This window comes from Streptomyces sp. NPDC051133 (assembly GCF_040682635.1).
Lineage (GTDB): Bacteria > Actinomycetota > Actinomycetes > Streptomycetales > Streptomycetaceae > Streptomyces.
In genome coordinates this window covers 1-23,126 of the sequence record NZ_JBFBBK010000080.1, presented here as the reverse complement: position 1 = coordinate 23,126, position 23,126 = coordinate 1, and the positions used below count along the sequence as shown (strand labels likewise).

The 23,126-nt window shown below is 74.5% G+C and carries 18 protein-coding genes and 1 pseudogene; 8 read left to right on the top strand and 11 right to left on the bottom strand.

The genetic code is table 11. The features are described from left to right. Nucleotides 1-118: 118 nt before the first annotated feature. Nucleotides 119-781: pseudogene (locus AB0N17_RS42325) on the bottom strand (MFS transporter); the annotation flags it as partial. 82 nt (nucleotides 782-863) lie between these two features. Here AB0N17_RS42325 and treY point away from each other — a divergent pair. Further along, nucleotides 864-3,230, top strand: coding sequence for a malto-oligosyltrehalose synthase (treY, locus tag AB0N17_RS42320; protein ID WP_366017021.1), 2,367 nt, complete (start codon nucleotides 864-866; stop codon nucleotides 3,228-3,230). A 239-nt stretch (nucleotides 3,231-3,469) separates the two neighbouring features. Here the strand turns inward: treY and AB0N17_RS42315 are convergent, their stop codons facing one another. Then, complete coding sequence (locus AB0N17_RS42315; protein WP_366017020.1) at nucleotides 3,470-4,372, bottom strand: LysR family transcriptional regulator; 903 nt, start codon at nucleotides 4,370-4,372, stop codon at nucleotides 3,470-3,472. An 88-nt stretch (nucleotides 4,373-4,460) separates the two neighbouring features. Here AB0N17_RS42315 and lpdA point away from each other — a divergent pair, with 88 nt between their 5' ends. Next, on the top strand, nucleotides 4,461-5,894 hold the full coding sequence (gene lpdA, locus AB0N17_RS42310) for a dihydrolipoyl dehydrogenase (RefSeq protein WP_366017019.1): 1,434 nt from the start codon (nucleotides 4,461-4,463) through the stop codon (nucleotides 5,892-5,894). 136 nt (nucleotides 5,895-6,030) lie between these two features. Then, on the top strand, nucleotides 6,031-7,281 hold the full coding sequence (locus AB0N17_RS42305) for a M14 family zinc carboxypeptidase (RefSeq protein WP_366017018.1): 1,251 nt from the start codon (nucleotides 6,031-6,033) through the stop codon (nucleotides 7,279-7,281). Between the two features lie 61 nt (nucleotides 7,282-7,342). Here the strand turns inward: AB0N17_RS42305 and AB0N17_RS42300 are convergent, their stop codons facing one another. Both AB0N17_RS42300 and AB0N17_RS42295 read right to left on the bottom strand, forming a co-directional pair. Then, nucleotides 7,343-7,786, bottom strand: coding sequence for an SSI family serine proteinase inhibitor (locus tag AB0N17_RS42300; protein ID WP_366017017.1), 444 nt, complete (start codon nucleotides 7,784-7,786; stop codon nucleotides 7,343-7,345). 108 nt (nucleotides 7,787-7,894) lie between these two features. Continuing rightward, on the bottom strand, nucleotides 7,895-8,446 hold the full coding sequence (locus tag AB0N17_RS42295; protein WP_366017016.1) for a DUF1707 and FHA domain-containing protein: 552 nt from the start codon (nucleotides 8,444-8,446) through the stop codon (nucleotides 7,895-7,897). A 176-nt stretch (nucleotides 8,447-8,622) separates the two neighbouring features. On the opposite strand from AB0N17_RS42295, the gene treZ reads away from it, so the two are divergent. Continuing rightward, nucleotides 8,623-10,368: a malto-oligosyltrehalose trehalohydrolase gene (treZ, locus tag AB0N17_RS42290; RefSeq protein ID WP_366017015.1), complete on the top strand. Its 1,746-nt coding sequence runs from the start codon at nucleotides 8,623-8,625 to the stop codon at nucleotides 10,366-10,368. Nucleotides 10,369-10,654: 286 nt separating this feature from the next. Here the strand turns inward: treZ and AB0N17_RS42285 are convergent, their stop codons facing one another. The 4 genes from AB0N17_RS42285 to AB0N17_RS42270 form a co-directional block, all read right to left on the bottom strand. Further along, nucleotides 10,655-11,590, bottom strand: coding sequence for an aminoglycoside phosphotransferase family protein (locus AB0N17_RS42285; protein WP_366017014.1), 936 nt, complete (start codon nucleotides 11,588-11,590; stop codon nucleotides 10,655-10,657). A 65-nt stretch (nucleotides 11,591-11,655) separates the two neighbouring features. Then, a complete protein-coding gene (locus tag AB0N17_RS42280) occupies nucleotides 11,656-12,783 on the bottom strand; it encodes an aminopeptidase P family protein (RefSeq protein WP_366017013.1) in 1,128 nt (375 codons plus the stop codon). Between the two features lie 344 nt (nucleotides 12,784-13,127). Further along, on the bottom strand, nucleotides 13,128-13,691 hold the full coding sequence (locus tag AB0N17_RS42275; protein WP_366017012.1) for a PDZ domain-containing protein: 564 nt from the start codon (nucleotides 13,689-13,691) through the stop codon (nucleotides 13,128-13,130). A gap of 143 nt (nucleotides 13,692-13,834) precedes the next feature. Then, nucleotides 13,835-14,707 (bottom strand): LysR family transcriptional regulator, encoded by an 873-nt coding sequence (locus AB0N17_RS42270; protein WP_366017011.1) that lies wholly within the window; start codon nucleotides 14,705-14,707, stop codon nucleotides 13,835-13,837. Nucleotides 14,708-14,801: 94 nt separating this feature from the next. On the opposite strand from AB0N17_RS42270, the gene AB0N17_RS42265 reads away from it, so the two are divergent. Beyond that, nucleotides 14,802-15,521 (top strand): hypothetical protein, encoded by a 720-nt coding sequence (locus tag AB0N17_RS42265; RefSeq protein WP_366017010.1) that lies wholly within the window; start codon nucleotides 14,802-14,804, stop codon nucleotides 15,519-15,521. A gap of 164 nt (nucleotides 15,522-15,685) precedes the next feature. Here AB0N17_RS42265 and cyc2 read toward each other — a convergent pair whose 3' ends face one another. After that, nucleotides 15,686-17,845, bottom strand: coding sequence for a germacradienol/geosmin synthase Cyc2 (gene cyc2 / locus AB0N17_RS42260; protein WP_366017009.1), 2,160 nt, complete (start codon nucleotides 17,843-17,845; stop codon nucleotides 15,686-15,688). Between the two features lie 164 nt (nucleotides 17,846-18,009). Between cyc2 and AB0N17_RS42255 the strand changes: the two genes are divergently transcribed. Together AB0N17_RS42255 and AB0N17_RS42250 are read left to right on the top strand one after the other, a co-directional pair. Continuing rightward, nucleotides 18,010-18,849 carry an alpha/beta hydrolase gene (locus tag AB0N17_RS42255; RefSeq protein ID WP_366017008.1) on the top strand — a complete coding sequence of 280 codons (840 nt, stop codon included), beginning with the start codon at nucleotides 18,010-18,012 and terminating at the stop codon, nucleotides 18,847-18,849. Next, the gene (locus tag AB0N17_RS42250) at nucleotides 18,846-20,108 is read left to right on the top strand and encodes a cytochrome P450 (protein ID WP_366017007.1); all 1,263 of its coding nucleotides are present in this window, start codon (nucleotides 18,846-18,848) and stop codon (nucleotides 20,106-20,108) included. The genes AB0N17_RS42255 and AB0N17_RS42250 overlap by 4 nt, the downstream gene beginning before the upstream one ends. On the opposite strand, the gene AB0N17_RS42245 is transcribed toward AB0N17_RS42250, so the two are convergent. Both AB0N17_RS42245 and AB0N17_RS42240 read right to left on the bottom strand, forming a co-directional pair. Continuing rightward, complete coding sequence (locus AB0N17_RS42245) at nucleotides 20,085-21,284, bottom strand: damage-control phosphatase ARMT1 family protein (protein ID WP_366017006.1); 1,200 nt, start codon at nucleotides 21,282-21,284, stop codon at nucleotides 20,085-20,087. The two genes, AB0N17_RS42250 and AB0N17_RS42245, sit on opposite strands and share 24 nt — an antisense overlap. A 22-nt stretch (nucleotides 21,285-21,306) precedes the next feature. Continuing rightward, entirely contained in the window at nucleotides 21,307-21,954 is a 648-nt protein-coding gene (locus tag AB0N17_RS42240; RefSeq protein WP_366017005.1) for a ScbR family autoregulator-binding transcription factor, read from the bottom strand. 435 nt (nucleotides 21,955-22,389) lie between these two features. Between AB0N17_RS42240 and AB0N17_RS42235 the strand changes: the two genes are divergently transcribed. Continuing rightward, on the top strand, nucleotides 22,390-23,126 hold a 737-nt coding region (locus tag AB0N17_RS42235; protein WP_366017004.1), incomplete at its 3' end, for a lytic polysaccharide monooxygenase.

The window sequence follows — 23,126 nt, the reverse complement described above, 5'->3', positions numbered from 1 at the left end:
CTCGTCCACAACATCACCGCCTTTCACAGGGCTTTCTGCCCCGCCCTCGGAAAACTAACCGACGATTCGTCACACCAGGTGAACAATCGGCACTAGCGGCGCCGGGCACCTCGGGTGCGCGGGCGGTGGGAGCCTCGCGGGCCGGGGCGACGAGGCGGGCCGTGGGGTGGAGGGCGAAGGCGCTGCCGCAGACGGCCACCAGCACCGCCGCTCCGCCCAGCGCGTAGGCCGGATGGGCGAGCACGGCAGCGAGCCCGACGAACGCCGGGCCGAGGACGAACGACAGTTCGTCCAGGGTGCTCTCGAAGGAGAGCGCGGCGCCGACGGTCGCCTCGGGGGCGCCGGCGCGGCGGGCCAGGGCGACCAGACGCGTGCGGGCCAGCGGGCCGACGAGCGGCACGGTGGCGCCCGCGACGGCCCCCAGAAGGGCCAGGACGAGCGCGGGGAGACCGGCGAGCGCTGCGGCGTCCAGCAGGGCCACGGCGAGGGCGTTGGCGAGCGAGAAGGCCAGGACGACGGTCCGCTGCCCGTGCCGGTCGGCGAGCCGCCCCACCAGCGGCCCGCAGACCACCTGGCCGAGCGCGAGGGCACCGCCGGTCAGCCCCGCGGCGGACAGGGAACCGCTCGTCCGGGCGACCAGCAGCACGCTGCCGAACTGGATGGTGGCCGTCGGCAGCCGCCCCAGGAAGGACACGCACGGCAACAGCGGCCCGGTCAGGCCGATCACCCGGCGGTAGGTGTCCAGCGTGCCGTCCCGGTCCGGCTTTTTCGTGGTTCCCATCGCCCGGATGCTAGGCACGCGTGCGCGGGTCCGTGCAGGGATCGATGACACGAAATGCGACGGGCTGGGTACGTAGGTTCCCATGACTTCTGCGCGCCCCGGACCGGAGGTGCCCACGGCCACCTACCGGCTGCAACTCCAGCCCGCGTTCCCGTTCGCCGCCGCCGCGGCGGCCGTACCGTACCTGGCGTCGCTCGGCGTCTCGCACCTGCACCTGTCCCCCGTCCTGGAGGCCGTCCCCGGCTCCCGCCACGGCTACGACGTGGTGGACCCCGCGCGCGTGCGCGAGGAACTGGGCGGCGAGGAGGGCCTGCGGGCGCTCGCACGGACCGCGCGGGAGCACGGTCTGGGCCTGGTGGTGGACATCGTGCCCAACCACATGGCCATGACGCCCCGGCACAACCGTGCCCTGTGGGAGGTGCTGCGCGAGGGCCCCGGATCGCCGTACGCACGCTGGTTCGACATCGACTGGGAGGCGCAGGGCGGGCGGGTGCTGCTGCCCGTGCTCGGCGGCCCGCTCGGGTCCGAGCTGGAGCACTTCGCGGTCGACGGTGACGTGCTGCGCTACCACGAGCACGCCTTCCCGCTCTGCGCCGGCACCGAGGAGCTGCCGCTGCCGGAGCTGCTGGACGCGCAGTGGTACCGCCCGGTGTGGTGGCGGCTGGCCCGCACCGAGCTGAACTACCGGCGCTTCTTCAGCATCTCGGAGCTGATCGGCGTGCGCGTGGAGGACCCGGAGGTGTTCGACGCCACGCACGCCAAGATCCTGGAGCTGCTCCGGGAGGGCGTGGTCGACGGGCTGCGGATCGACCACCCGGACGGTCTCGCCGACCCCGACGGCTACCTCGCGCGGCTGCACGAGGCGACCGGCGGGCGCTGGACGGTGGTGGAGAAGATCCTCGCCGACGGCGAGCGGCTGCCGGCCTCCTGGCCGGTCGCGGGCACCACCGGGTACGACGCCCTGCGGCACGTCGACGGCCTGTTCACGGACCCGGCCGGGGCCACCGAACTGCTCGCCGGATACCGGCGGTTCGCCGCCCCGCAGACCGACCGGGGCGGCAACTGGGACGCCACCGTGCGGCGGGCCGCGTACAAGGTGCTCACGCACGAGCTGGCCACCGAGGCCGACCGGCTCACCCGGGTCGCGGCCCGGCTGTGCGCGTCCTCTCCCGACCTGTCGCTGCGCGACCGGGCACCCTGGGCGCTGCGCACGGCCCTGGAGGAGCTGCTGGTCCGGATGCGGGTGTACCGGCCGTACGCGTCCGGTGACGCGGCCGCCGTGGTCACCGAGGAGGCTGCCGAGGAGGCGCGCCTGGCCTTCGTGGTGCCCGAGGAGGCGGCGGCCGTGGACATCGTCCGCCGACTGCTCGTCGAGACACCGGACGCGTCGGCTCCGGACCTCGCCGACCTGGTGGAGTTCCGCACCCGGTTCGCGCAGACGGCGTCGGCGCTGCGCGCCAAGTCGGTGGAGGACACGGCGTTCTACCGCTACGTGCCGCTGCTGTCGGCGACCGAGGTCGGCGGGAATCCGGGCAGGCCGGGTGTGTCCCCGGAGGAGTTCCACGCGTACTGCGCGCGCGTGCAGCGCGACCGGCCGCTCAGCGGCACGGTCGTCACCACGCACGACACCAAGCGCAGCGCCGATGTGCGGGCGGCCCTCGCCGTGCTCACCGAGTGCCCCGCGCGGTGGGCGGAGTTGCTGGCCGAGGTGACCCGGCCCGAGGAGGGCGCGCCGGACGGACAGCTGGCCTGGGCGGCCTGGCAGACGGTGTTCGGGCTGGGTCCGGCCGAGGAGGAGCGGGTCCGGCAGGCGCTGCTGAAGCATGTGCGCGAGGCGGGCATGTACACCAGCTGGACGGAGCAGGAGCCGCCGTACGAGGAGGCGGTGGCGGCCTTCGTCGCCGCGGGGCCGTGCGGGCCGCCGGGCGAACGCGTGGCCGCGTTCCGCAAGACGCTGGAGCCGCACGTGCGGGCCAATGTGCTCGGCACCGCGCTGGTCCATCTGACGATGCCGGGGGTGCCGGACGTCTACCAGGGCACGGAGGGCGAGTACCGGGCGCTGGTGGACCCGGACAACCGGCGGCCGGTGGCGTTCCCGCCCGATCTGCCCGGCGAGAAGGACGCGCTGACCGCGGCGGCGCTGCGGCTGCGCGCCCGGCGGCCCGGCGCCTTCGGCGCGACGGCGGCGTACGCGCCCCTCGCCGCGGACGGCCCGGCGGCGGAGCACTGCCTGGCGTTCGCGCGCTCCGGTGAGGTGGTCACGGCGGTGACCCGGCTGTCGCTGGGGCTCATGGAGGCGGGCGGCTGGCGGGAGACCCGGCTGGAGCTGCCGCCCGGCCGCTGGGCGGACACGCTCACCGACGGCCGGGAATTCACGGGACACGCGCGCGTGGCGGACCTTTTCGGGCAGTTGCCGGTGGTGCTGCTGGAGCGGGTCACGGACGGCTGAGGGATGCAGGAGCCCGCCGGGCAGCGCCCCTGAGGCGGCTCGGCGGGTGCGGAGCGCCGAGCGCTGAGCGCGGATCACTGAGGGCCGAGCGCGGATCGCTGAGCGCGGATCACTGAGCGCCGAGTGCGGATCGCTGAGGGCTGAGGCGGGCCGGGGCCGGCCGGGGGCGCGCCGAGACGGCTCAGCGGGAGCGATCGCGGCTGGGGATGCGGGAGCCACTGGGTGGCACGCGCGGCGGCTCAGTGGGCCGGTGGGGTCTCCAGGGTCGGCCAGGTGGTCCGCAGCAGGTCCACGAAGGCCTCGGCGGCCCCGGTGGGCGGCACGCGTGCGTAGACGGCGATGGGGCGCTTCCAGGCCGGGTCGGTGGTGAGGACCGCGCAGTCCTCGCCGACGGCCCCGCGCACGAGGTGGGCCGAGGTGGCGCACACCCCGACACCGGCGGCGGCCATGCGGACGGCGGTCGAGCTGTGCTCGGTCCACACGGCGGTCCGGGGGCTGAACCCCGCGTGGCCGCACGCGTAGTCGAGAAAGCGTTCGCCGTGGACGACGGGTTCCAGGGCGCAGCGGATCCAGGAGCGGTCCGCGAGCTCCGGCAGCGTCACCGTCGTACGGCCCGCCAGCCGGTCGTCGAAGGCCACCACGAGGACGATCCTCTCCTCGCCCACCGGTATCACGGTGCCGGGCGGGTCGGCGGGCTCGGGGCCGACGGCGAGGTCGGCGGTGCCGCGCTGCACGGCCTCCTCCAGTGCCTCGGTGGTGGCGTACTCGTGCAGGCGGAGCAGGACGCGGGGGTGTGCCGAGCGCCAGCGGGCGAAGACGTCGGGCATGACGCCGACGGCGATGGAGTGCAGGGTCGCGATGTGGAGTTCGCCGCCCTCGGCGCCCGCGGCGGCGCGGGCCGCGCGGCGGCCCTGCGCGGCGCTGCGGACGGCGAGTTCGGCGTGCGGCAGGAACGCCCGGCCCATCGGGGTGAGCCGCACGCCGCGCGGCAGCCGCTCCAGCAGATCGCCGCCGACCGACCGCTCCAGCACCTTGATCTGGTGCGAGAGCGCGGGCTGGGTGACGTGCAGCGCCTCGGCCGCGCGGGTGAAGGACGCCTCCTGGACGACCGTCACGAAGTACTCCAGCTGCCGCAGGCTCAACTCCCCCGCCCCCCATGAAGATCGTGCATGACATCCACAACAACATTGCCTTGGACTCATGACAAGAGGCGGACGAAGGATGGATGCCATGACCATCAACACATCCGACGTCATCGTCATCGGCGGTGGCACCGGCGGCTACGCCACCGCCCTGCGCGCCGCGGCCCTCGGGCTCGACGTCGTCCTCGTCGAACGCGACAAGGTCGGCGGCACCTGTCTGCACCGGGGCTGCATCCCGAGCAAGGCGATGCTGCACGCCGCCGAACTGGTCGACGGCATCGCCGAGGCCCGTGAGCGCTGGGGCGTGAAGGCCACGCTGGACTCGGTCGACTGGGCGGCGCTGGTGGCCACCCGGGACGACATCGTGGCGCGCAACCACAAGGGCGTGCAGGCGCATCTCGCCCACGCCGGCGTGCGGGTGGTGCGGGGCAGCGCACGGCTGACCGGGACGCGCACGGTGCGGGTGGAGGGCGTGGACGGCGACCACGTGCCCGGCGGGTACGGCCTCACCGCGCGCCGCGGGATCGTCCTCGCGACCGGCTCGCGGCCGCGCACGCTCCCCGGGCTCACGCCGGACGGGCGGCGCGTGGTGACCAGTGACGACGCGCTGTTCGCGCCGGGGCTCCCGGCGTCCGTGCTGGTGCTGGGCGGCGGCGCGATCGGCGTGGAGTACGCGTCCTTCCACCGGTCCATGGGCGCGGAGATCACCCTCGTGGAGGCCGCCGACCGCATCGTGCCCCTGGAGGACGCCGATGTGAGCCGGCATCTCACGCGGGGCCTGAAGAAGCGCGGGATCGACGTCCAGGCGGGGGCGCGGCTGATGGACGCGGAGGTGCTGGAGAACGGCGTACGCGCGCGCGTGCGCACCCCCCGCGGGGAGACCCGGACGGTGGAGGCGGAGCGGCTGCTGGTGGCCGTCGGACGGGTACCGGTCACCGAGGGCCTGGACCTGGCCGCCGCCGGCCTGACGGCGGACGAGCGGGGGTTCGTCGTACCGGCCGACTGGAACCGGCTGGAGACGGCGGTACCCGGCATCCATGTGGTCGGCGACCTGCTGCCGCCGCCCTCCCCGGGCCTGGCCCACGCCTCGTTCGCGGAGGGCCTGCTGGTGGCGGAGACGCTGGCGGGGCTGCCGCCGGCCCCGGTCGAGTACGCGGCGGTGCCCCGGGTGACGTACTCCTCGCCGCAGACCGCGTCCGTGGGGCTGAGCGAGGCGGAGGCACGCGCGCGTGGACACGAGGTGGACGTGAACACGATGCCGCTGACGGCCGTCGCCAAGGGCATGGTGCACGGCCGGGGCGGCATGGTGAAGGTCGTCGCGGAGGCCGGCGGCGGACAGGTGCTCGGGGTGCACCTCGTCGGCCCGAACGTGTCGGAGATGATCGCCGAGAGCCAGCTGATCGTCGGCTGGGACGCCCAGCCCTCGGACGTGGCCCGGCACGTGCACGCGCACCCGACGCTGTCGGAGGCGGTGGGCGAGGTCTTCCTGACCCTCGCGGGACGCGGACTGCACCAGCAGTGACCCCACGGAACGCACGGGTGGCGGCGCCTCCCGCCGACTGCGTCCGGGCGCCCCGGGAGCCTCCGCCTCCGCGTGCTTGACAGTTCCCCCGTCCCGTGCGGGACTGGGAGGGCGAAGCCGGGCGGACAAGTCGGGGGTGAGTCCTCTGCCGGAGCTGCGCTATCCCAGCGTTCCCGAACTGGTCGCCTCCGCGAAGGCGTTGGCCGCTCAGGAACCAGGGCTGTGCACGCTGCGCCAGGTGGGCGTCTCGCGCGCGGGCAGACCCCTGCACCTGCTGTCGGTGGGACACGCCCGCCGGACGGTGCTGGTGGTCGCGGGCGCGCACGCCAACGAGCCGACGGGCGGCTCCACCCTGCGGGTGCTGGCGGAACGGGTGCTGGCCGAGCGGGAGTTGCGGGCAGGCGTCTCCTGGCACTTCCTGCTGTGCGCGGACCCCGACGGGGCGAGCCTGCACGTGACCCCGGCGCCGCGCAGCCTGCTCGACTATCACCTCGGTTTCTACCGGCCGACCGGCGCCGAGCAGCCGGAGTGGTCGCCGTCGGTGCTGCCGCCGGACCGGCTGCCGCCCGAGACCCGGACGCTGACCGGGGTGATCGACGAGCTGCGCCCGTATCTGCAGGTGACGCTGCACGGAACGGACCTGGGCGGCAGCTGGGTGCAGCTGACGCGGGACGTGCCGGGCCTCGCGGAGCCGTTCGCGAAGTCGGCGGCACAGCTGCACATCCCGGTGGAGACGGGCGCCTCGGACGCGGCGGGCTGGCCGGCCTCCGGTCCCGGGGTGCACGTGATGCCCGGCCCGGAGACGGGTGTGGCCTACCCGAGCATGCCGGACGACGCCCGGCACAGCACCTGGTACCACGCGCACGGGTACGGCGGTCTGACGGCCGTGGTGGAGGTCCCGATGTGGGCGAGCGACCTGGTGGACGATCCGGCCCCGCACCCGGCACCGGCGGCGGCGATGCGACGGCTCTCCGCGCGGCTGCTGCGGGACGCGCTGGCGGTGGAGGGGATCCTCGTCGAGGCGCTGCCCCGGCTGGACGGCGCGGACGGGCCGCTGCTGCGGGCGGCGCGCTGGGCGCTGGACCTCATTCCGGGCCTGGCCGAGGACTGGGTCCACACCCCGCCGGCCGCCACGACGATGGCGTACGTCGGCAGTGTGGACGCGTTCGGGCGGCGGCTGCCGCTGCGGGCGGCGGCGATGCTGCTGCGGGTGCTGCGGGAGACGGACGACCGGGCGGCGCCCCGGCTCGAACACCTGGTCGCCGACTGGTGCGACGCGTTCGCGGAGCGGTTCCGGGCCCGCTGGGTGCCGTTGGAGCACCAGGTGGAGCACCAGTCCAGGACGGTGCTGGTGGCGGCGCAGCAGGCCCGGGAACAGGTGCCCTGAGCCGCACCGGCCCACCGCCACCCGGCCGGCCGGTCTCGTACGGTCGCTGGATGCCGGCCGGTCAGCGCATGCCGGCCGGTGGGCCGGTCCGTCGGTCGTCCAGGGCGAAGACCGATCCGGTGCGCGCGTGCAGCACGCACGTGTTGGCGTACGTCTCCTGGAAGTCCACCGGCCGGCCGGCCCACCGCCCGCGCGCGTGGGCGGTCACCGGGGCCCAGATCATCGTGCAGAAGACGTTCCTGGCGGGGATGCGGTCGATGTCGCCGCCGGCGGCGGCGAGTTCGGCGCACGCCTCGGCCGCGTGCGTGTGGCCCCGCGGCGGGTCGCACAGCAGCAGGGTGCCGCCCGAGGCACCGGACGAGGCTTCGCCCTTGGTGACCGTCAGGTAGAGCCAGTCGCCCGGCAGGATGTCGCGGGACGCCGCCCGGGCCGGGCCGGCGGTGAGCAGGCCGGCGGCCGCCAGCAGGGCGCCGGCCGCCGCTGTCGCTCTGGTGAGGTACGTCATGCCCCGTTGCATCGGCACGGGGGGCCGTTTTCCCGAGGCATCCTCACCCGATCGGGAGCGCCGCGCGTGCGGGACAGGGCGCCCGTTCGAACGGGGCGGCCCCGGATCTCAGCTCACCGCGAGCCGGAAGACCGTGCTGCCGAAGGCCACCTGGTCGCCCTCCTGGACGACGACCGCGCCGATCACCCGGCGGCCGTTGACGGTGGTGCCGTTGGTGGAACCGAGGTCCCTGAGGACCCACAGACCGCCCTGGCGGCTCAGTTCGGCGTGCACACGGGAGACGGTCTCGTGGTTCAGGCGCAGTCCGCTCGCCGGGTCGCGGCCTATGCGCAGCGGGTGGATGCGGTCGGGGTGCGGCAGCAGCAGCTTGGGCAGCCGCTCGGCCTGCCAGGCGCGGCGCAGCCGTACGGTGAACCCGGAGACGGCCTCGACGGTGCCGAGGACCGCGCGCGAGAGACGGTTCTCCTGGGGCAGGTCGGCCACGAGAACGGCGAGTTCGTCGGCGCGGCGGGCGGCGAGCGCCAGCTCCATGCGGCGCAGGAAGGTGTCGTGCGACAGCCGGCCCATGGCGACGCCGTCACGCAACACCTGCAGCGCCTTGTCGCGCTCCGCGTCCGACAACCGCGCGGGGTACGTGGAGAACTCGAAAGACGACGTCACTCTGGTGATTGTCGGGCAGTGGACCCCGGGTGTCCAGAAAACGCGGAAGCGGCGCGATCCACGGGCGCGGTCGCGACACCCGCCGGGAAAGCGACGAATTCGAAAGCGGATTGATCGTCCGGACGGCACGATGGACACGCGGGACATCACGGTGAGCAGACGAAGGGGAACCGTCCGTGCAGTTCGAGGTGTGGGCACCGCAGGCAGACCGAGTGACGCTCCATTGCGAGGACGCCACGCGCGCGTTGACGCGCGATCCCGGGCGCCCGGGCTGGTGGACGGGGGACGCGGAGGCGCGGGACGGCAGCCGGTACGGCTTCGCGCTCGACGACGGCCCCGTCCTGCCCGATCCGCGTTCCCGCCGCCAGCCGGACGGCCCGGACGGGCTGAGCGCGGTCGTGGACCACGGGCGGTACGAATGGCGTGCGCAGGGCGCGGGGCGAGCGCTGCCGGGCGCGGTGCTCTACGAGCTGCACGTCGGCACGTACACCTCCGAGGGCACCCTGGACGCGGCGGCCGGCCGGCTGGAGCACCTGGTGGAACTGGGCGTGACCCACGTGGAGTTGATGCCGCTGTGCCCGTTCCCGGGGCGGCACGGGTGGGGCTACGAGGGGGTGTCGCTGTGGGCGGTGCACGAGCCGTACGGCGGACCCGAGGCACTGAAGCGGTTCGTGGACCGGGCGCATGAACTCGGTCTGGGTGTCGTCCTGGACGTCGTGCACAACCACTTGGGACCGTCCGGCAATCATCTGCCGCGGTTCGGGCCGTACTTCACGGACACGCACACCACTCCGTGGGGCTCGGCGGTGAACCTGGACGCGCCCGGCTCGGACGAGGTGCGCGCCTTCCTCGTGGGCAGCGCGCTGGCCTGGCTGCGGGACTACCGGATCGACGGGCTGCGCCTGGACGCGGTGCACGCGCTGTACGACACGCGCGCGTGCCACTTCCTGGAGGAGCTGTCGGCGGCCGTGGACGGCCTTGCCGAGGAGCTCGGCCGGCCGCTGTTCCTGATCGCCGAGTCCGACCTGAACGACCCGCGGTTCATCACCCCGCGCGCGGAGCACGGGCTCGGGCTGCACGCGCAGTGGAACGACGACTTCCACCACGCCCTGCACACCGCGCTGACCGGTGAGTCGCAGGGCTACTACGCGGACTTCGCGCGCGCCCCGTTGGCCGCGCTCGCCAAGACGCTCACCGGGGGTTACTTCCACGACGGCACGTACTCCAGCTTCCGCGGCCGGCATCACGGCAGGCCGCTGGACCGGGCGCGCGTGGCCGGGCACCGGCTGCTCGGCTACACCCAGACCCACGACCAGGTCGGCAACCGGGCCCAGGGCGACCGGCTCGCCGCCCGGCTCTCTCCCGGCCTGCTGGCCTGCGCGGCGACGCTCACGCTGACCGCGCCCTTCACCCCGATGCTGTTCATGGGCGAGGAGTGGGCGGCCGGCACACCCTGGCAGTTCTTCACCGACCACACCGACCCCGGCCTGGCCGAGGCGGTACGGCGGGGCAGGCGGCGGGAGTTCGCGGCGCACGGCTGGGCCGAGGAGGACGTACCGGATCCACAGGACCCGGCGACCCGGGAACGGTCCTGCCTGGACTGGTCGGAGCCGGGACGTGCCCCCCACGCGCGCGTGCTGGACTGGTACCGGCGGCTGATCGCACTGCGCGGCGAACAGCCCGACCTCACGGATCCCGACCTGGCCGACCTCAAGGTGGCGTACGACGAGGACGCCCGCTGGCTGGCCTTCCGGCGCGGGGACGTACGGGTGGCGGTGAACCTGGGCCAGGAGCCGGCGGCGATCCCGCTGGGCACCGGCCGGGTGGAGATCCTCGCGGCGTGGGACCCGGCCGAGCCACCGGGCCCGGACGGGCTGCTGCAGGTACCCGGAGAGTCGTGCGTGGTGCTGTCCCAGCCGTGAGACAGCGGCTGCCGGGGCGCGGGGCCGGACGGCGGGACCTGAAGCGGCGTCACCTCGGCGCGGGACCGAGGCCGTGATCCCTCGGCGCGGGACCGTGGCCGTGATCTCTCGGCTCGCCCGGCGCGCTGCACAGCACCGGGCCGCTGTCCGGCCGGGACCGCGGACCGGGCGGGCCGGGACCCGGACCCGGACCCGACGGGCCAGGACCTGGGAGGCGCCGGGCCCCCGATGAGGGCCCGGCGAACCGGGAGCGGGGACCGGTGGGCAGCTGCTCGGGGAGGGCGGGTCAGGGCTCGGTGTCGTCCTCCTTGAAGTCCGTCACCCGCTCCAGCAGGATCGGCTCCCAGGCGCGTCGCAGACGGGTCCGCAGCAGGGTCGGGGAGGTGCTCCCGCGGCCCTCGACGTGGTCGGTGAGGCGCATGACGGTGTCGCAGCGGGCGAGCCACAGGCCGCGCAGACAGGGCCGGGCGCCGTAGCCGGCCAGCGTGGCGGCGCGGACGGCCGCCGGGGAGCCGACGGCGACGGCGAGCCCGGCGATGTCCTCGGCGGGGTCCCCGAGGCTCGCCTCGGTCCAGTCCAGGATGCCGCGCACCCGCCCGTCGGCGCTGACCACCACGTGCTCGCCGATGAGGCCGTGATGGGTGAGCACGGAGGTGCCGGTCTGCGCGGCGAGCTGGGCCGCGCCGGGCGGGGTGAGCTGGTGCAGCCGTGCCGCGTCGAACTCGTCGGCGGCGGCGAGCCGTTCGGCCGCGTGGACGGCCATCCGGCGCAGCGCCTCCAGCGAGCGCGGGGCCGTACGCGGAACACCGACCGCCTCGGCCTGCCGTGCCGGCACCGCGCGCAGCCCGGTGAGCAGCCCGGCGAGGTCGGCCTCGCCGACGGCCGAGACGTCGTGCTCCTCGGCCGTGCCGCCCGGCACCTTGGTGTCCAGCGTGTAGGCGAGACCGGGTGCCCAGTCGCCGTGCGCCACGCTGGTCGGGACGGCGACGGGCACGTGCGGCCGGACCACGTCGCGCAGGCGCAGCTCCCGGCGGCGGCGCGCGGAGGACTCGCGGTCGGGCGCGAGGCGCAGCACATGGCGGGTACCGACCCACCAGGTGTGTTCGCGGCCCTCCGTCACGGGCCGCACCTCGGGTCCCGCACTGCCGTCGGTGCCCTCCTTGAGCAGCGAACGGACCAGTCTGCGGACGGTGTCCGCGGTGGGGGTCGGTGCCTGGGTCATGGGTCGCGCGTCGCCGTTCCGGGTCGTCGTCGAAAGTGTCTCTCCTGGTCCGTCTCCTGGACCTCTCAGTCCACTATGACCATGTCACGGGTCGTGTCGTTGAAACGGCGGCCGGCGTCCTCCGTGACCGTGACGATGTCCTCGATGCGCACCCCGAACCGGCCCGGCAGGTAGATGCCGGGCTCCACGGAGAAGCACATGCCGGGTACGAGCGGCTGCTCCTCGCCCTCGATCATGTACGGCGGCTCGTGCGTGGTGACGCCGATGCCGTGCCCGGTGCGGTGGATGAAGTACTCGCCGTACCCGGCGTCACGGATCACCGCGCGGGCGGCGCGGTCGATCTCCTGGCAGGCCACGCCCGGCCGTACGGCCCGGAAGCCGGCCTCCTGGGCGGCGCGCACGATGTCGTGGACCCGGCGCTCCTCCTCGGTCGGCTCGCCGACGTGGACCGTGCGGGTGGTGTCGGAGCCGTAGCCGTCCTTCAGACCGCCGAAGTCCAGGACCACCATGTCGCCGCGCTGGATGACGCGGTCGCCGACCTCGTGGTGCGGGTTGGCCCCGTTGGGGCCGGAGCCGACGATGGTGAAGTCGACCTGGGAGTGGCCGAAGCGGCGCAGCAGCCCGGCGAGGTCGTGGCCGACGTCGGACTCGCGGCGGCCGGCGAAGGGAACCTTCCGGATCTCCTCGAACGTTGCGTCGGCAGCGGCTCCGGCGGCCGCCAGGAGTTCCAGCTCGGCCGCGTCCTTCACGGCGCGCAGCATGGGCAGGGCGTCGGTGAGGGAGGCGTAGGAGGTGTCGGGGAGGGCCCGCTGGAGGCCCAGCAGGTGCATGGCCCAGGTGTTGTCGCTGATGCCGAACCGGCCGTGGTCGTCGAGGAGGGCCGCGGTGACGGCGTAGGGGTCCTTGCCGTCGGTCCAGTCGCGCAGGGTGAGCGCGGTGGCGCCGGCGGCGTGCTCGGCGTCCGGGGCCTCCAGGGTGGGCACGACGAGCACGGGGTCGTGGCCGGGGGCGAGGACCAGCACGGTGAGCCGCTCGGTGACGGCGGTGGGCGTGTAGCCGGTCAGCCAGACCATGTCCGGGCCCGGTGCCACGAGCAGCCCCGCGAGCCCGGCGTCGGCGGCGGAGCGCGCGGCGCGCTCCATCCGGGCCCTGTAGTCGGCGGCGGTGAAGGGCGGGGGCGTACTACCGGTCATCCGGGCCTCCGAGCACGGGTCGGGAACGGGGCGACGACGTCTCGGGCAGCATCCTGCCCGGCCGGGCAGGGCCGCGCGAGCCGATCGCGGGGGCCGACGGCCCGGGGTCCACGGGGATGAGGCTCGGCATGGGGCCATCATCGCGTGCGGGGCGGAGGGGGACCAGCGGGTTTCCGGGGACGCCGCCGGTTTCCGGGGAAGCCGCCAATCTCAGGGGAAGCCGCTAATTTCCGGGTGGGATCTGCGGGGTGCCGGGGCTGCCGGCCGGCGGGCCGCGCTTCTCCGGTGGACCTGCGGACTCCCGAGGCGCCGCACGGCCGGCACCTCCTTTCGGTGCGGGTCCCTCAGGTCACCACCCCGGGAGTCACCGTCAACTGCTGGTAGCCCCCGCCGCTGTGACGCACGGTGAGGACGACGGCCTGGCCGGGACGCGCGTGGGCGACGGCTCGTGCCAGGTCGGTGGCGGTGTCGACGCGGGTGCTGCCGAACTGCAGCAGGACGTCCCCGCGGACCAGCCCGGCCGTGTAACCGGGACCCGGCACGTGCACGCCGACGACCAGCGCACCTGCCTTCGCGGCGTCGACGGCCTCCACCCCGAGGGCCGCCCCCTGGACCACCGCGGCGGGAGCGGGGGCGGCCGTGGGCGCGGGCGCTCCCGGCCGGGCGGGCGGCGGCGCCTGGTGCCGCAGCTCGGCGAGCCTGCTCAGGCCGATCACCGTGGCGCCGACCGTGCCGAGGCCGATGCCGGTGAGCACCAGCAGGGTGCCTGCGACCAGGCCGGACAGCACGGTCCGCAGCCGCCGTCCGCGCCGGGGCGCGGCGTGCGGGCGGTGGGTGGGGCCGGGGTCGTCGGGCTCCCGCCGGTCCTGGCCGGGCATCGGCTTGGGACGCAACGCAGTCTGTTCCATGGTTCGCTCGCCTCCGGCTGGTGCTCTACCCGGCCGACGGGGCTGCGACGAGACACGAAGGAGTGAGACTGGCCGGAGGGCGGCGGAGGGTAGTCATGGCGACTCGCCCCCGCCCGCCGAGCCCCGCCCCCGGTCAGTCCCCGTCAACCGCCGTCAGCCGCCGTCAGCCGCCGTACGACGTCCGCCGCCGCGCCCCCCGGGCTGCCGCCGTGGAGGAGTTCCGTGCGGTGGATGACGCGTGGGGCGGTGAGCGGGACGGCGACCGTGCCGGGTACGTCCGCGGCCGCCGAGCGGGGCAGCAGGGTGAGGCCGTGTCCGGCCGCCGCCAGGGCGGTGAGGGTGCGCACGTCGGTGCCGTCGTAGCGCAGGGCGGTGCGGAAGGCGCCGCCGCCGGTCGCGGCGCGCAGCTGCGCGAGCGGGAGGGCCGCGTCGGGCGCGTCGAGCCAGCGGGCGTCCAGCAGGTCGTCCAGGCGCAACCCGGGGCGGCCGGCGAGCGGGTGCCCTGCGGGCAGCAGGACGCTCACGGGCTCCTCGGCGACGCCGTGCGTGGTCAGCGGTGCCACGTCGGGCAGCCGCAGCGGGTCGCTCGGCGCGGCCAGTCCGTCGACGAGGCCGAGGTCGGCGGTGCCGGTGGCGACGGCGGCGGGGACCTCCTCGCGGGTGAGCACCCGTAGGGTGACGCCGGCCGGCGGGAGCGCGCCGAGGACGGCCGGGCCGAGCGCGGTCGGGGTGGTGGCGAGGGTGAGGCCGTGCTGGGGTGCGGCGGCCAGACGGACGACGTCGGCCCGGGCCGCGTCGAGGCGCAGCAGCAGCGGGCCCGCGTGCTCCAGCAGCCGCTCGCCCGCCGTGGTGGGGGCGACGGGCCGCCTGGTCAGCAGGGGTGCCCCCAGGTCCTGTTCGAGCGCGGCGATGTGCTGGGAGACCGCGGACTGGGTGTAGCCCAGCTCGCGTGCGGCCTCGGAGAACGAGGCGAGGCGCGCCACGGTGACGTAGGTGCGCAGCAGATGCGGGTCCATGCGGGCAAGGATGCCATCGGCATCAGCTCTGCTGATGGACAGTGCAGTAATCATCGTTGGACGTGAACGGGCGCCCGCGCCCAGGATGAGGGACATGACGAACACCGCCACCATCGCCCTCGTCGGCGACCGCTCCCCCAACGTCGTCTCGCACACCCGCGTCCCGCTGCTGCTGGAGGCCCTGGCCGCGCAGGACCGGCTGGTCCTGGACGCGTACTGGATCCCGACGAAGGACGCCGAGGCAGCGGGTGCCGTCCGCGGGTTCGACGCCGTGTGGGTGCTGCCGGGCAGCCCGTACCGCAGCGAGGCGGGCGTCCTCGCGGCCGTGCGCACCGCGCGCGAGGAGGGCGTTCCGTTCCTGGGCACGTGCGGCGGGTTCCAGCACGCGCTGCTGGAGTTCGCCCGCACCGTGTGCGGGCTGACCGGGGTGGCGCACGCCGAGAACGACCCGGACGCCGAGGACCCGCTGATCGAACCGCTGGCCTGCTCGCTGCTGGGCCACGAGGCCGCCGTGACCATCGAGCCGGGTTCGCTGGCCGCGTCGGTGATCGGCTCCGCCCGCACGGTCGAGCGGTACTTCTGCGCCTACGGCCCCTCCCGCCACCTCGACACGCTGCGTGCCCACGGTCTGCGGTTCTCCGGGCACGACGAGGACGGCCATGTCCGGGTCGCCGAACTGCCCGGGCACCCCTTCTTCCTGGCCTCGCTGTTCCAGCCGGAACTGGCCGGCGACGGCTCGCGCCCGCACCCGATGGTCCGGGCCCTGGCCCGGGCGGCGGTCGAGCACGCGGCGAGCCGGCGCCGTCCGGCCTGACCCCCCCCAGCGGCATCCGTCGACCCGCGTCACCCCTTCGGCAATCGCCTTGCCAGTGACGGCCGTTGCGGTCGGCGGTGCGGCGATCCGCGGCGGGCTGCGCGGGGCGGCCCGCACGGGTCCGGGCGAGCGCGCCGCGCGGGTGCCGGATCGTCCGGCGGAGGTCAGCCGACCGGCTGGAGGGGGGCGGGCGGCCGGCCGGGCAGGAAGCCGTGGGCACGCCGGCCCAGCCACGCGGCCCGGTAGCGGTCCGCTTCCCGGTGCCAGTGGAGGATGCCGGCCAGCCAGTTCCGCAGGTCGAGGAGGTAGCCGTCCGTGGCGGCGCGGGCCTGCGGGGACAGCGCCAGATCGTCGTAGAGCACGGGCAGTTCGTGTGCGATGACGTGCTCGAACTGCCGCATGCGCTGGGTCGTCAGGTCGTGGACGACCCCGAGGGCGGTCGGGTAGTCGATGCCGAAGAAGTTCTGGACGACCAGGACGGAGTTGTGGATCTCGCCCTCGTACTCGATCTCCTTCTGGTACGAGAAGATGTCGTTGACGAGGCAGGCGTAGTCGACGGCCGCGTTCTCCAGCGAGCGCACCGGGCCGCTGCGGTACACCTCCGGCGGGATCGCGGGGCCGTGCCCCATCCTGCACAGGCTCAGGGTGAGGTCGGAGCCGAAGGTGGCGCGGCGCATCTCCAGATAGTCGACCGGGTCCGGGATGCGGTTCTGCAGCTGGTTGGACAGCTCCCACAGCCAGCTCTCGGTCATCGTGTCCACGGCGTTCCTGAGGGTGCGCCGCTGCTCGGTGGTCATCCCTGCCGTCGTCCGCGCCCACAGGTCGGTCAGTCCCCGTTCCATGGCGCCGGCCGGGACGGGGGCGGCCTCGCCGTCGACGGGCATGCACCGGGAGAGCCGGTCCGTGCTCAGCCGGGCGGCGGCCAGGTCCCCGCGGCGGCCGAAGACGACCGGGTAGTAGTCGTCGCCATAGGTGCCCCAGGCGAGCCACTGGGCGCTGAGGTCGAGGGCCTCGGGGGTGCCGTCCGGGTCCAGGCCGGCCGCGCACAGCGCGAGGTCGTACGCGGCGAGCTTGTCCTCGTCCCAGACGCCCTCCTCGAGGATGCCCATGCGGTGCGTCCACGCCGCCAGGTTCCGGCGGGCGCCGTCCAGGTGGGGGGAGAGTTCCAGCTCGTAGGGCATGTGGAAGTCGGGCAGCAGCGACGGGCCGACCTTCTGGAACGGCACATGGGAGTAGGCCCGCAGGCGTTCCGCCGCGGCCGAGGCGAGCAGGGCGCCGACGTCGGCGGCGGAGGTGCCGGGGCCGCCCGGGGTCTGCCACGGCGTGCGGGAGCGCGCGCCCTGGTTCATGTAGCGGCTGGAGCGCAGGTGCCACTCGTGGCCGCCGGACTGCCAGTCCTGGAGCCCCTTGGTGTAGGCGGCGACCGCGGCGACCTGGTCCGGGGTGAGGCCCTTCTCCACGGCGACGGCGGGGACCTCGGTGAGGGCGGTGTGCTCGAACTGGTGCAGGCGGGAGGTGAGGATGTCGTTGACGGTGTCGGCGGCCTCCTGGGTGGTGCAGCCGAAGAACGTCTCCAGGACGAGCACGCCGTTGCTGTTCTCGCCCTCGTCCTCGACCTCGCGCTGGTAGGAGAACAGGTCGTTGCGCAGGTGGACGGCGTCGGAGAAGGTCTCCATGAGGACGCGCAGCGGCCGGGTGCCGGCGACCGCGGCGGGCACCTCGGCGGTCGCGTACTCCACAAGCCCGGCCGACCAGGGGGCACCGCCCACCTTGCGGCGCATCTCGATGTACTCGACCGGGTTGGCGATCCGGCCCTCGTTGATGTTGGACAGCTCCCACATCGACTCGTTCAGCAGGTGCTCGGTGGCGACGGAGAAGCGGCGGCGCCAGTCCACGGACATCGAGGGCACCGTACGCGCCCACAGGTCCCTGAGCCCCGCCTCGACCGGATTCTCCGGCTCGGGCACGGGTGTCGCGGGGTCGAGCGGCATGAACAGGGGCAGGCGGTCCAGGTGGGCCTTGCCGGCGGCGCGATCCTGGGTGCGCTTGAACATGTCCAGGAAGTGGTCGTCGAAGAAGAACACCCACACGTACCAGTCGGTGATCAGGGAGAGCGCGGGACCGTCGCAGTCGGGGTGGGTGTAGGCGCACAGGAGCCCGTAGTCGTGCGCCTCCAGGTCGGCCTGGTCCCAGATCCCGGAACCTTCCAGCATGCCCATCTCGCGCGCCCACCGCGTGGAGTGGGCCCGCGCCTCGTCGAGGTGCGGGTTGAGCCGCGCGGGATACGGCATGTAGAAGTGCGGGAGTTCGAACGGCTGCGTCATGGCCGGGCCCTACCCGTGGCCCCGGACGCCCATCCGCCGGGCGGCACATGATCACACCATCGCGTGAACCGTCCGCGAAACCCCGAACTCCCGTCGCCCGTAGGGCCACTGGTGCACCCGTCCGCACCCTTGCCGTGCCCTCGCACCCAGGCCACGGTAGGCGCATGACCTCCTTCGTGCTGCCCCATGAGGTGCACGGCGACGGCGCCCACAAGGTGTTCGCCGTGCACGGCTGGTTCGCCGACCGGTCCGCCTACGCGGCCGTCCTGCCGGACCTGGACCGCACCGCTTTCACTTACGCGCTGGTCGACCTGCGCGGTTACGGCGAGGCCCGGGACGCGGCGGGCTCGTACACGACGGCCGAGGCGGCCGGGGACCTGCTGGAGCTGGCCGACCGGCTCGGCTGGGAGCGGTTCTCGGTGGTCGGGCACTCCATGGGCGGCGCGGTGGCGCAGCGGTTGCTGACCGCCGCCCCGCACCGGCTGCGCCGGATCGTCGGCGTCTCCCCGGTGCCCGCCTCAGGAATGCCGCTGCCGGGCGAGCAGGGGGCGCTGTTCTCGGACGCGGCGCACCGGCCGGAGAACCGGCGCGCGATCATCGACTTCACCACCGGCGGCCGCCGCCCCGCCGCCTGGCTGGACCGGATGGTCGCCCGGTCGCTGGAGCGCAGTGACGCCAAGGCGTTCCGGTCCTGGCTGGACTCGTGGGCGGGCGACGACTTCCACGCCGACGTCGAGGGCAGCGAGGTGCCCGCGCTGGCGGTGGCCGGCGAACTCGACCCGGCCCTGTCGCCCGCGGTGCTGCGTCGGACGTGGACGGCCTGGTATCCGCGCGCCGAACTGGTGGCGCTGCCCGGCGCCGGTCACTACGCCATGGACGAGACCCCGCTGGACCTGGTCCGGGTGGTCGAGGACTTCCTGCGCGCCGACTCCGGCGGCTCCCCGGATCTGCCGCGTCCGGCGCGGGAAGGGGAGCCGGCCCGGCCGGAGGGGGAGCCGGCGTGAGCGTCCGTGAGGCGCCGCCCGTGCCGGACGTCTTCGATCCGCGCCGGTACGCGGCCGGGGTGCCCCACGGCGCCTACCGTCTGCTGCGCGACCACCATCCGGTCGCCTGGCAGGAGGAGCCGGAGGTGCTGGGCTGGCCGGCCGGCCCGGGGTTCTGGGCGGTGACCCGGCACGCGGACGTCGTGCGGGTGCTGAAGGACGCGACGACGTACTCCTCGTACCTCGGGGCCACCCAGATCCGGGACCCCGCGCCGGAGGACCTGCCGTTCATCCGGCGCATGATGCTCAATCAGGATCCGCCGCAGCACGGGCGGTTACGGCGGCTGGTCAGCCGTGCGTTCACGCCGGGCCGGGTGGACCGGTTCGCTGCGGTCGCCCGGGAGCGGGCGCGCACGCTGCTCGCCCGGGCGGTGCGGCAGGCCCGGGACGGGGACGGCACGGTCGACCTGGTGGCGTCGGTCACCGACGAGTACGCCCTGCTCAACCTGGCGGACCTGCTGGGCGTCCCGGAGAACGACCGACGGCTGCTGCTGCGCTGGACGCAGCGGGTCATCGGCTACCAGGACCCGGACGAGGCCGGCCCCCCGGTGCGGGACGACCGCGGCCGGCCGGTGAACCCGCGGTCCCCGGCGATGCTGGAGGACATGTTCGGGTACGCGCGGCAACTGGCCGCGTTCAAAAGGCGTTTCCCGGACGACGACGTGATGACGACTCTCGCGCACGACGCCGAACTCGCCTCCGCAGAGCTGGAGATGTTCTTCTTCCTGCTCACGGTCGCGGGCAACGACACGGTGCGCAGTGCCGCCCCGGGCGGCCTGCTGGCGCTGGCCGAGCATCCGGAGGCGTACGAGCTGCTGCGTTCCGGCAAGGCCGAACTTCCGTCGGCGATCGAGGAGTTGCTGCGCTGGCATCCGCCGGTGCTGACCTTCCGCCGTACGGCCGCGCGGGACACCGAGCTGGCGGGGCGGCGGATCCGGGCCGGTGACAAGGTCGTGGTGTTCCACGCGTCGGCCAACCGGGACGAGCGGGTCTTCGCCGACCCCGGCCGGCTCGATCTCACCCGCTCCCCCAACCCGCACGTCTCCTTCGGGGACGGCCCGCACGTGTGCCTGGGCGCCCACTTCGCCCGGCTGCAGCTGCGGCTGCTCCACGAGGAGGCGCTGCGCGCCCTGCCCGCGCCGCGCCCGGCCGCACCGGCCGGGCGGCTGGTGTCGAACTTCATCAACGGCATCAAGTCACTGCCGGTCCGCCTGGAGTGACGGATCGACCTGGATCAGCGCGTGGGTGCCTCCGGTGCGCCAGCGCCGGCCCTCCGCCGCCACCAGGGACGCCTCGGTGGCGGCGGACACACCGGTGACGACGTCGGACTTCAGGGTGCGCAGCGCGGCCACGGGCCCCGGGAAGTACGCGGTCGTCTCCGCGAAGGGGGTGGTCGGCGGCCACAGCCGGTCGCCCACCAGGCGGCGGTAGTTGAGGTCGCCCTTGAGGACGGTGAGGGTGGCGGCGGCGAACTCGGCGCGCAGGTCGTCCGGCATCTCGGCGTACGGCAGCGGGGCGCAGGAGAAGGGGTGGGCTCGCACGGTGAGGCGGCCGTCGGCCATGGCCGCCCAGAGCACGCGCCCGTACTCGGCGGCGGCGCCCCGGGCCGCGCTCAGCCGCCGCAGGGCGTCGACCACGTCGGCGGTGGTGGCGTCGGAGACGTAGTACGGGTACGGCTTGACGTGCAGCACCGCGCGTGCGGTGCGGCCCTCGGTCAGGAGATGGGCGATCAGGAGCAGGTCGGGGACCAGTTCGCGGCCCGCGTTGTCCGCGACCAGGACGAGCGTGCCGGTGCCGGTGGGCGGCAGCAGGGACCACAGCGTCGCGCTGTCGTCGGCGACCAGCGCGGGGGCGGGGTCGTGGGCCTCGGCGCCCTCGGCGGAGAGCCGGAAGCCGAGGTCGGCGCGGTTGCCCCACAGCGAGCCGTGCAGGAGGGCGCGGCCCCGCTCCTGCTCGGAGCGCTTCGACAGGCCGTCCAGCGCGGCCAGTTCGTCGTCGGTCTCGGAGGCGTCGAGTTCGGCGCGCTTGAACGGCCGGAAGGGGTCGATGCCCTGCCAGGGGCCGGGAGTGAAGTAGCCGACGGCGTCGAGGAGCCGGCGGTAGAAGTAGCTCTCGGACCACAGCCACGGCACGTCGTACCAGGAGCGCCCGGCCCATCGGGCCAGGCCCCAGTCGTGCCACCGGCCGAGGTCGGGCGCGTCGGCGGGGAGCGGCTCGATCGCCCCTTCGGCGCAGCTCGCCAGCAGTTCGTCCAGCGCCCGGTGCTGCCCGGGGCCGTACGGGAAGGCGTCCCGCACCTGCCCGATGATCGCGGGGTGCCGCTCGGCCAGCACGCTGTGCGGGAACGAGCCGGGCTCGTCGCCGAGGATCACGGGTGCGAAGGGGGTGTCGGGCATGCCCGTCACCGTATCGCGCGCCTCAGGCGGTTCTGATCTCCCGCTCCAGCTGCGTGGCGAGGGTGACGTAGCGGGGGCGGCGGTGCACCGGGACCAGGCCGCGGACCATGAGGTGCCACATCTCGGCGACTCTGCGCGGAAGCCGTCCCACCGGTTCGAGCGAGCGGCCGGCGACCCGGGTGCCGACGAAGAAACAGACGAGGGAGTGCGCGACGGCACCGATGTCGAGGTCACCGTGCACGTCGGCCTCCCTGACGGCGCCGGTGAACTTGCGGGTGGCGAACTCCAGCCACTCGGTGAAGGGGTGCCGCAGCGGCGGCCGTACGGCGATGTCGGCGGTGGCGAGGCGGAGTCCGGCGCGCGGCACGGGGTCCTCCACGGCGAGCCGGGCGACTCCGAACGTGGTGCGCATCAGGGACTCGAGCGAGGAGTATCCGCGGCCCTCGACCTCGGCGACGAGTTGCTGGGCGGCCCGGGCCTGGATCTGGAGGATGGCGTGCGCGAGGTCCTCCTTGGCGGCGAAGTGGAAGTACAGCGCGCCCTTGGTGACCTTCGCGTGTGCGACGATGTCGCTCAGGCTGGTCGACTCGTAGCCGTGCCGGTCGAACAGATCGGCGGCGGCCGTGATGATCGTTGCCCGGGTCTGCTCGGCACGTAACTGCCTCGCCATCGTGTGACCCCTCCTCGCGACGTGAACGAACGGGACATGCGGTTTGTTTTTTACCCCTTGCATACGATAACTCACGGAATGACACCGGGAGTCCGCACGTCGGCGGACGGTTCGACACGTGTCACCCTCGCGTGCGGCGTCGGCGGGGCGCTCCTCGGTCCGTGAACGGACGCGACCAGAACGGTTCCCCCTTCCCCTGCCCGGCTGTTCCCGGCAGCCGCGGGGCGACGGGTGCCGCACCCATGATCGCCACGATACGAGGCGGACGGCCGGCTCCTCAACGGGGGAGCGCGGGAGGCGCGGAACGGCCGGACCGGTCGGTGCTTTCGCGCCCCCGGGCGACGGCCGCGCGGGGACCGGCTGAACGCGCCGGGCGGTCGCGCCGTACTGGACACGGCAGACCCCGTTCCCGCGCCCGCCGAGGAGACGCCCCGGATGACCCGGACGACCCGGATGACCGCCCGCCCGAGCGTCATGGCGGCCGCCGTGGCGGCCTCCGCCCTGCTCGTGCCCTGGGCGGCGGGGCCTGCCCAGGCGCACGGGGCCCCCACGGACCCCGTCAGCCGGGTCTACGCCTGCTCCCCCGCGGGCGGTGCCGCGCGTACGGCGGCCTGCCGGGCCGCGATCGCCGCGAACGGCGGGCCGTTCACCGCGTGGGACAACCTGCGCGTGGCGGGGGTGGGCGGCCGGGACCGGCAGGTGATCGCGGACGGCAGGCTGTGCAGCGGCGGCCTGCCGGCGTACCGGGGTCTGGATCTGGCCCGGCGGGACTGGCCCGCGACGCGGCTGACACCGGGCGGGCGGCTGACGGTGACGTACGCCTCGACGATCGCGCACGAGGGCACGTTCGAGCTGTATCTGACGAAGCCGGGGTACGACCCGGGCAGGCCGCTCGCCTGGTCCGACCTGCCCGAGCGGCCTTTCGCCGAGGTCACGGACCCGCCGCTGAAGAACGGGGCGTACCACATCGGCGCGACGCTGCCGAAGGACCGGACGGGGCGTCAGATGCTGTACACGATCTGGCGGAACAGCAGCACGCCGGACACCTACTACTCGTGTTCCGACGTGGTCTTCCCGGCGCGCGGGACCGGCGGTCCGGCCTCCGCGGCGCCGGGAAGTGGTGCACGGGCCGAGGGCTCCGCCGCCGCCGGCGCTCCGGTGGCGGAGGCGAC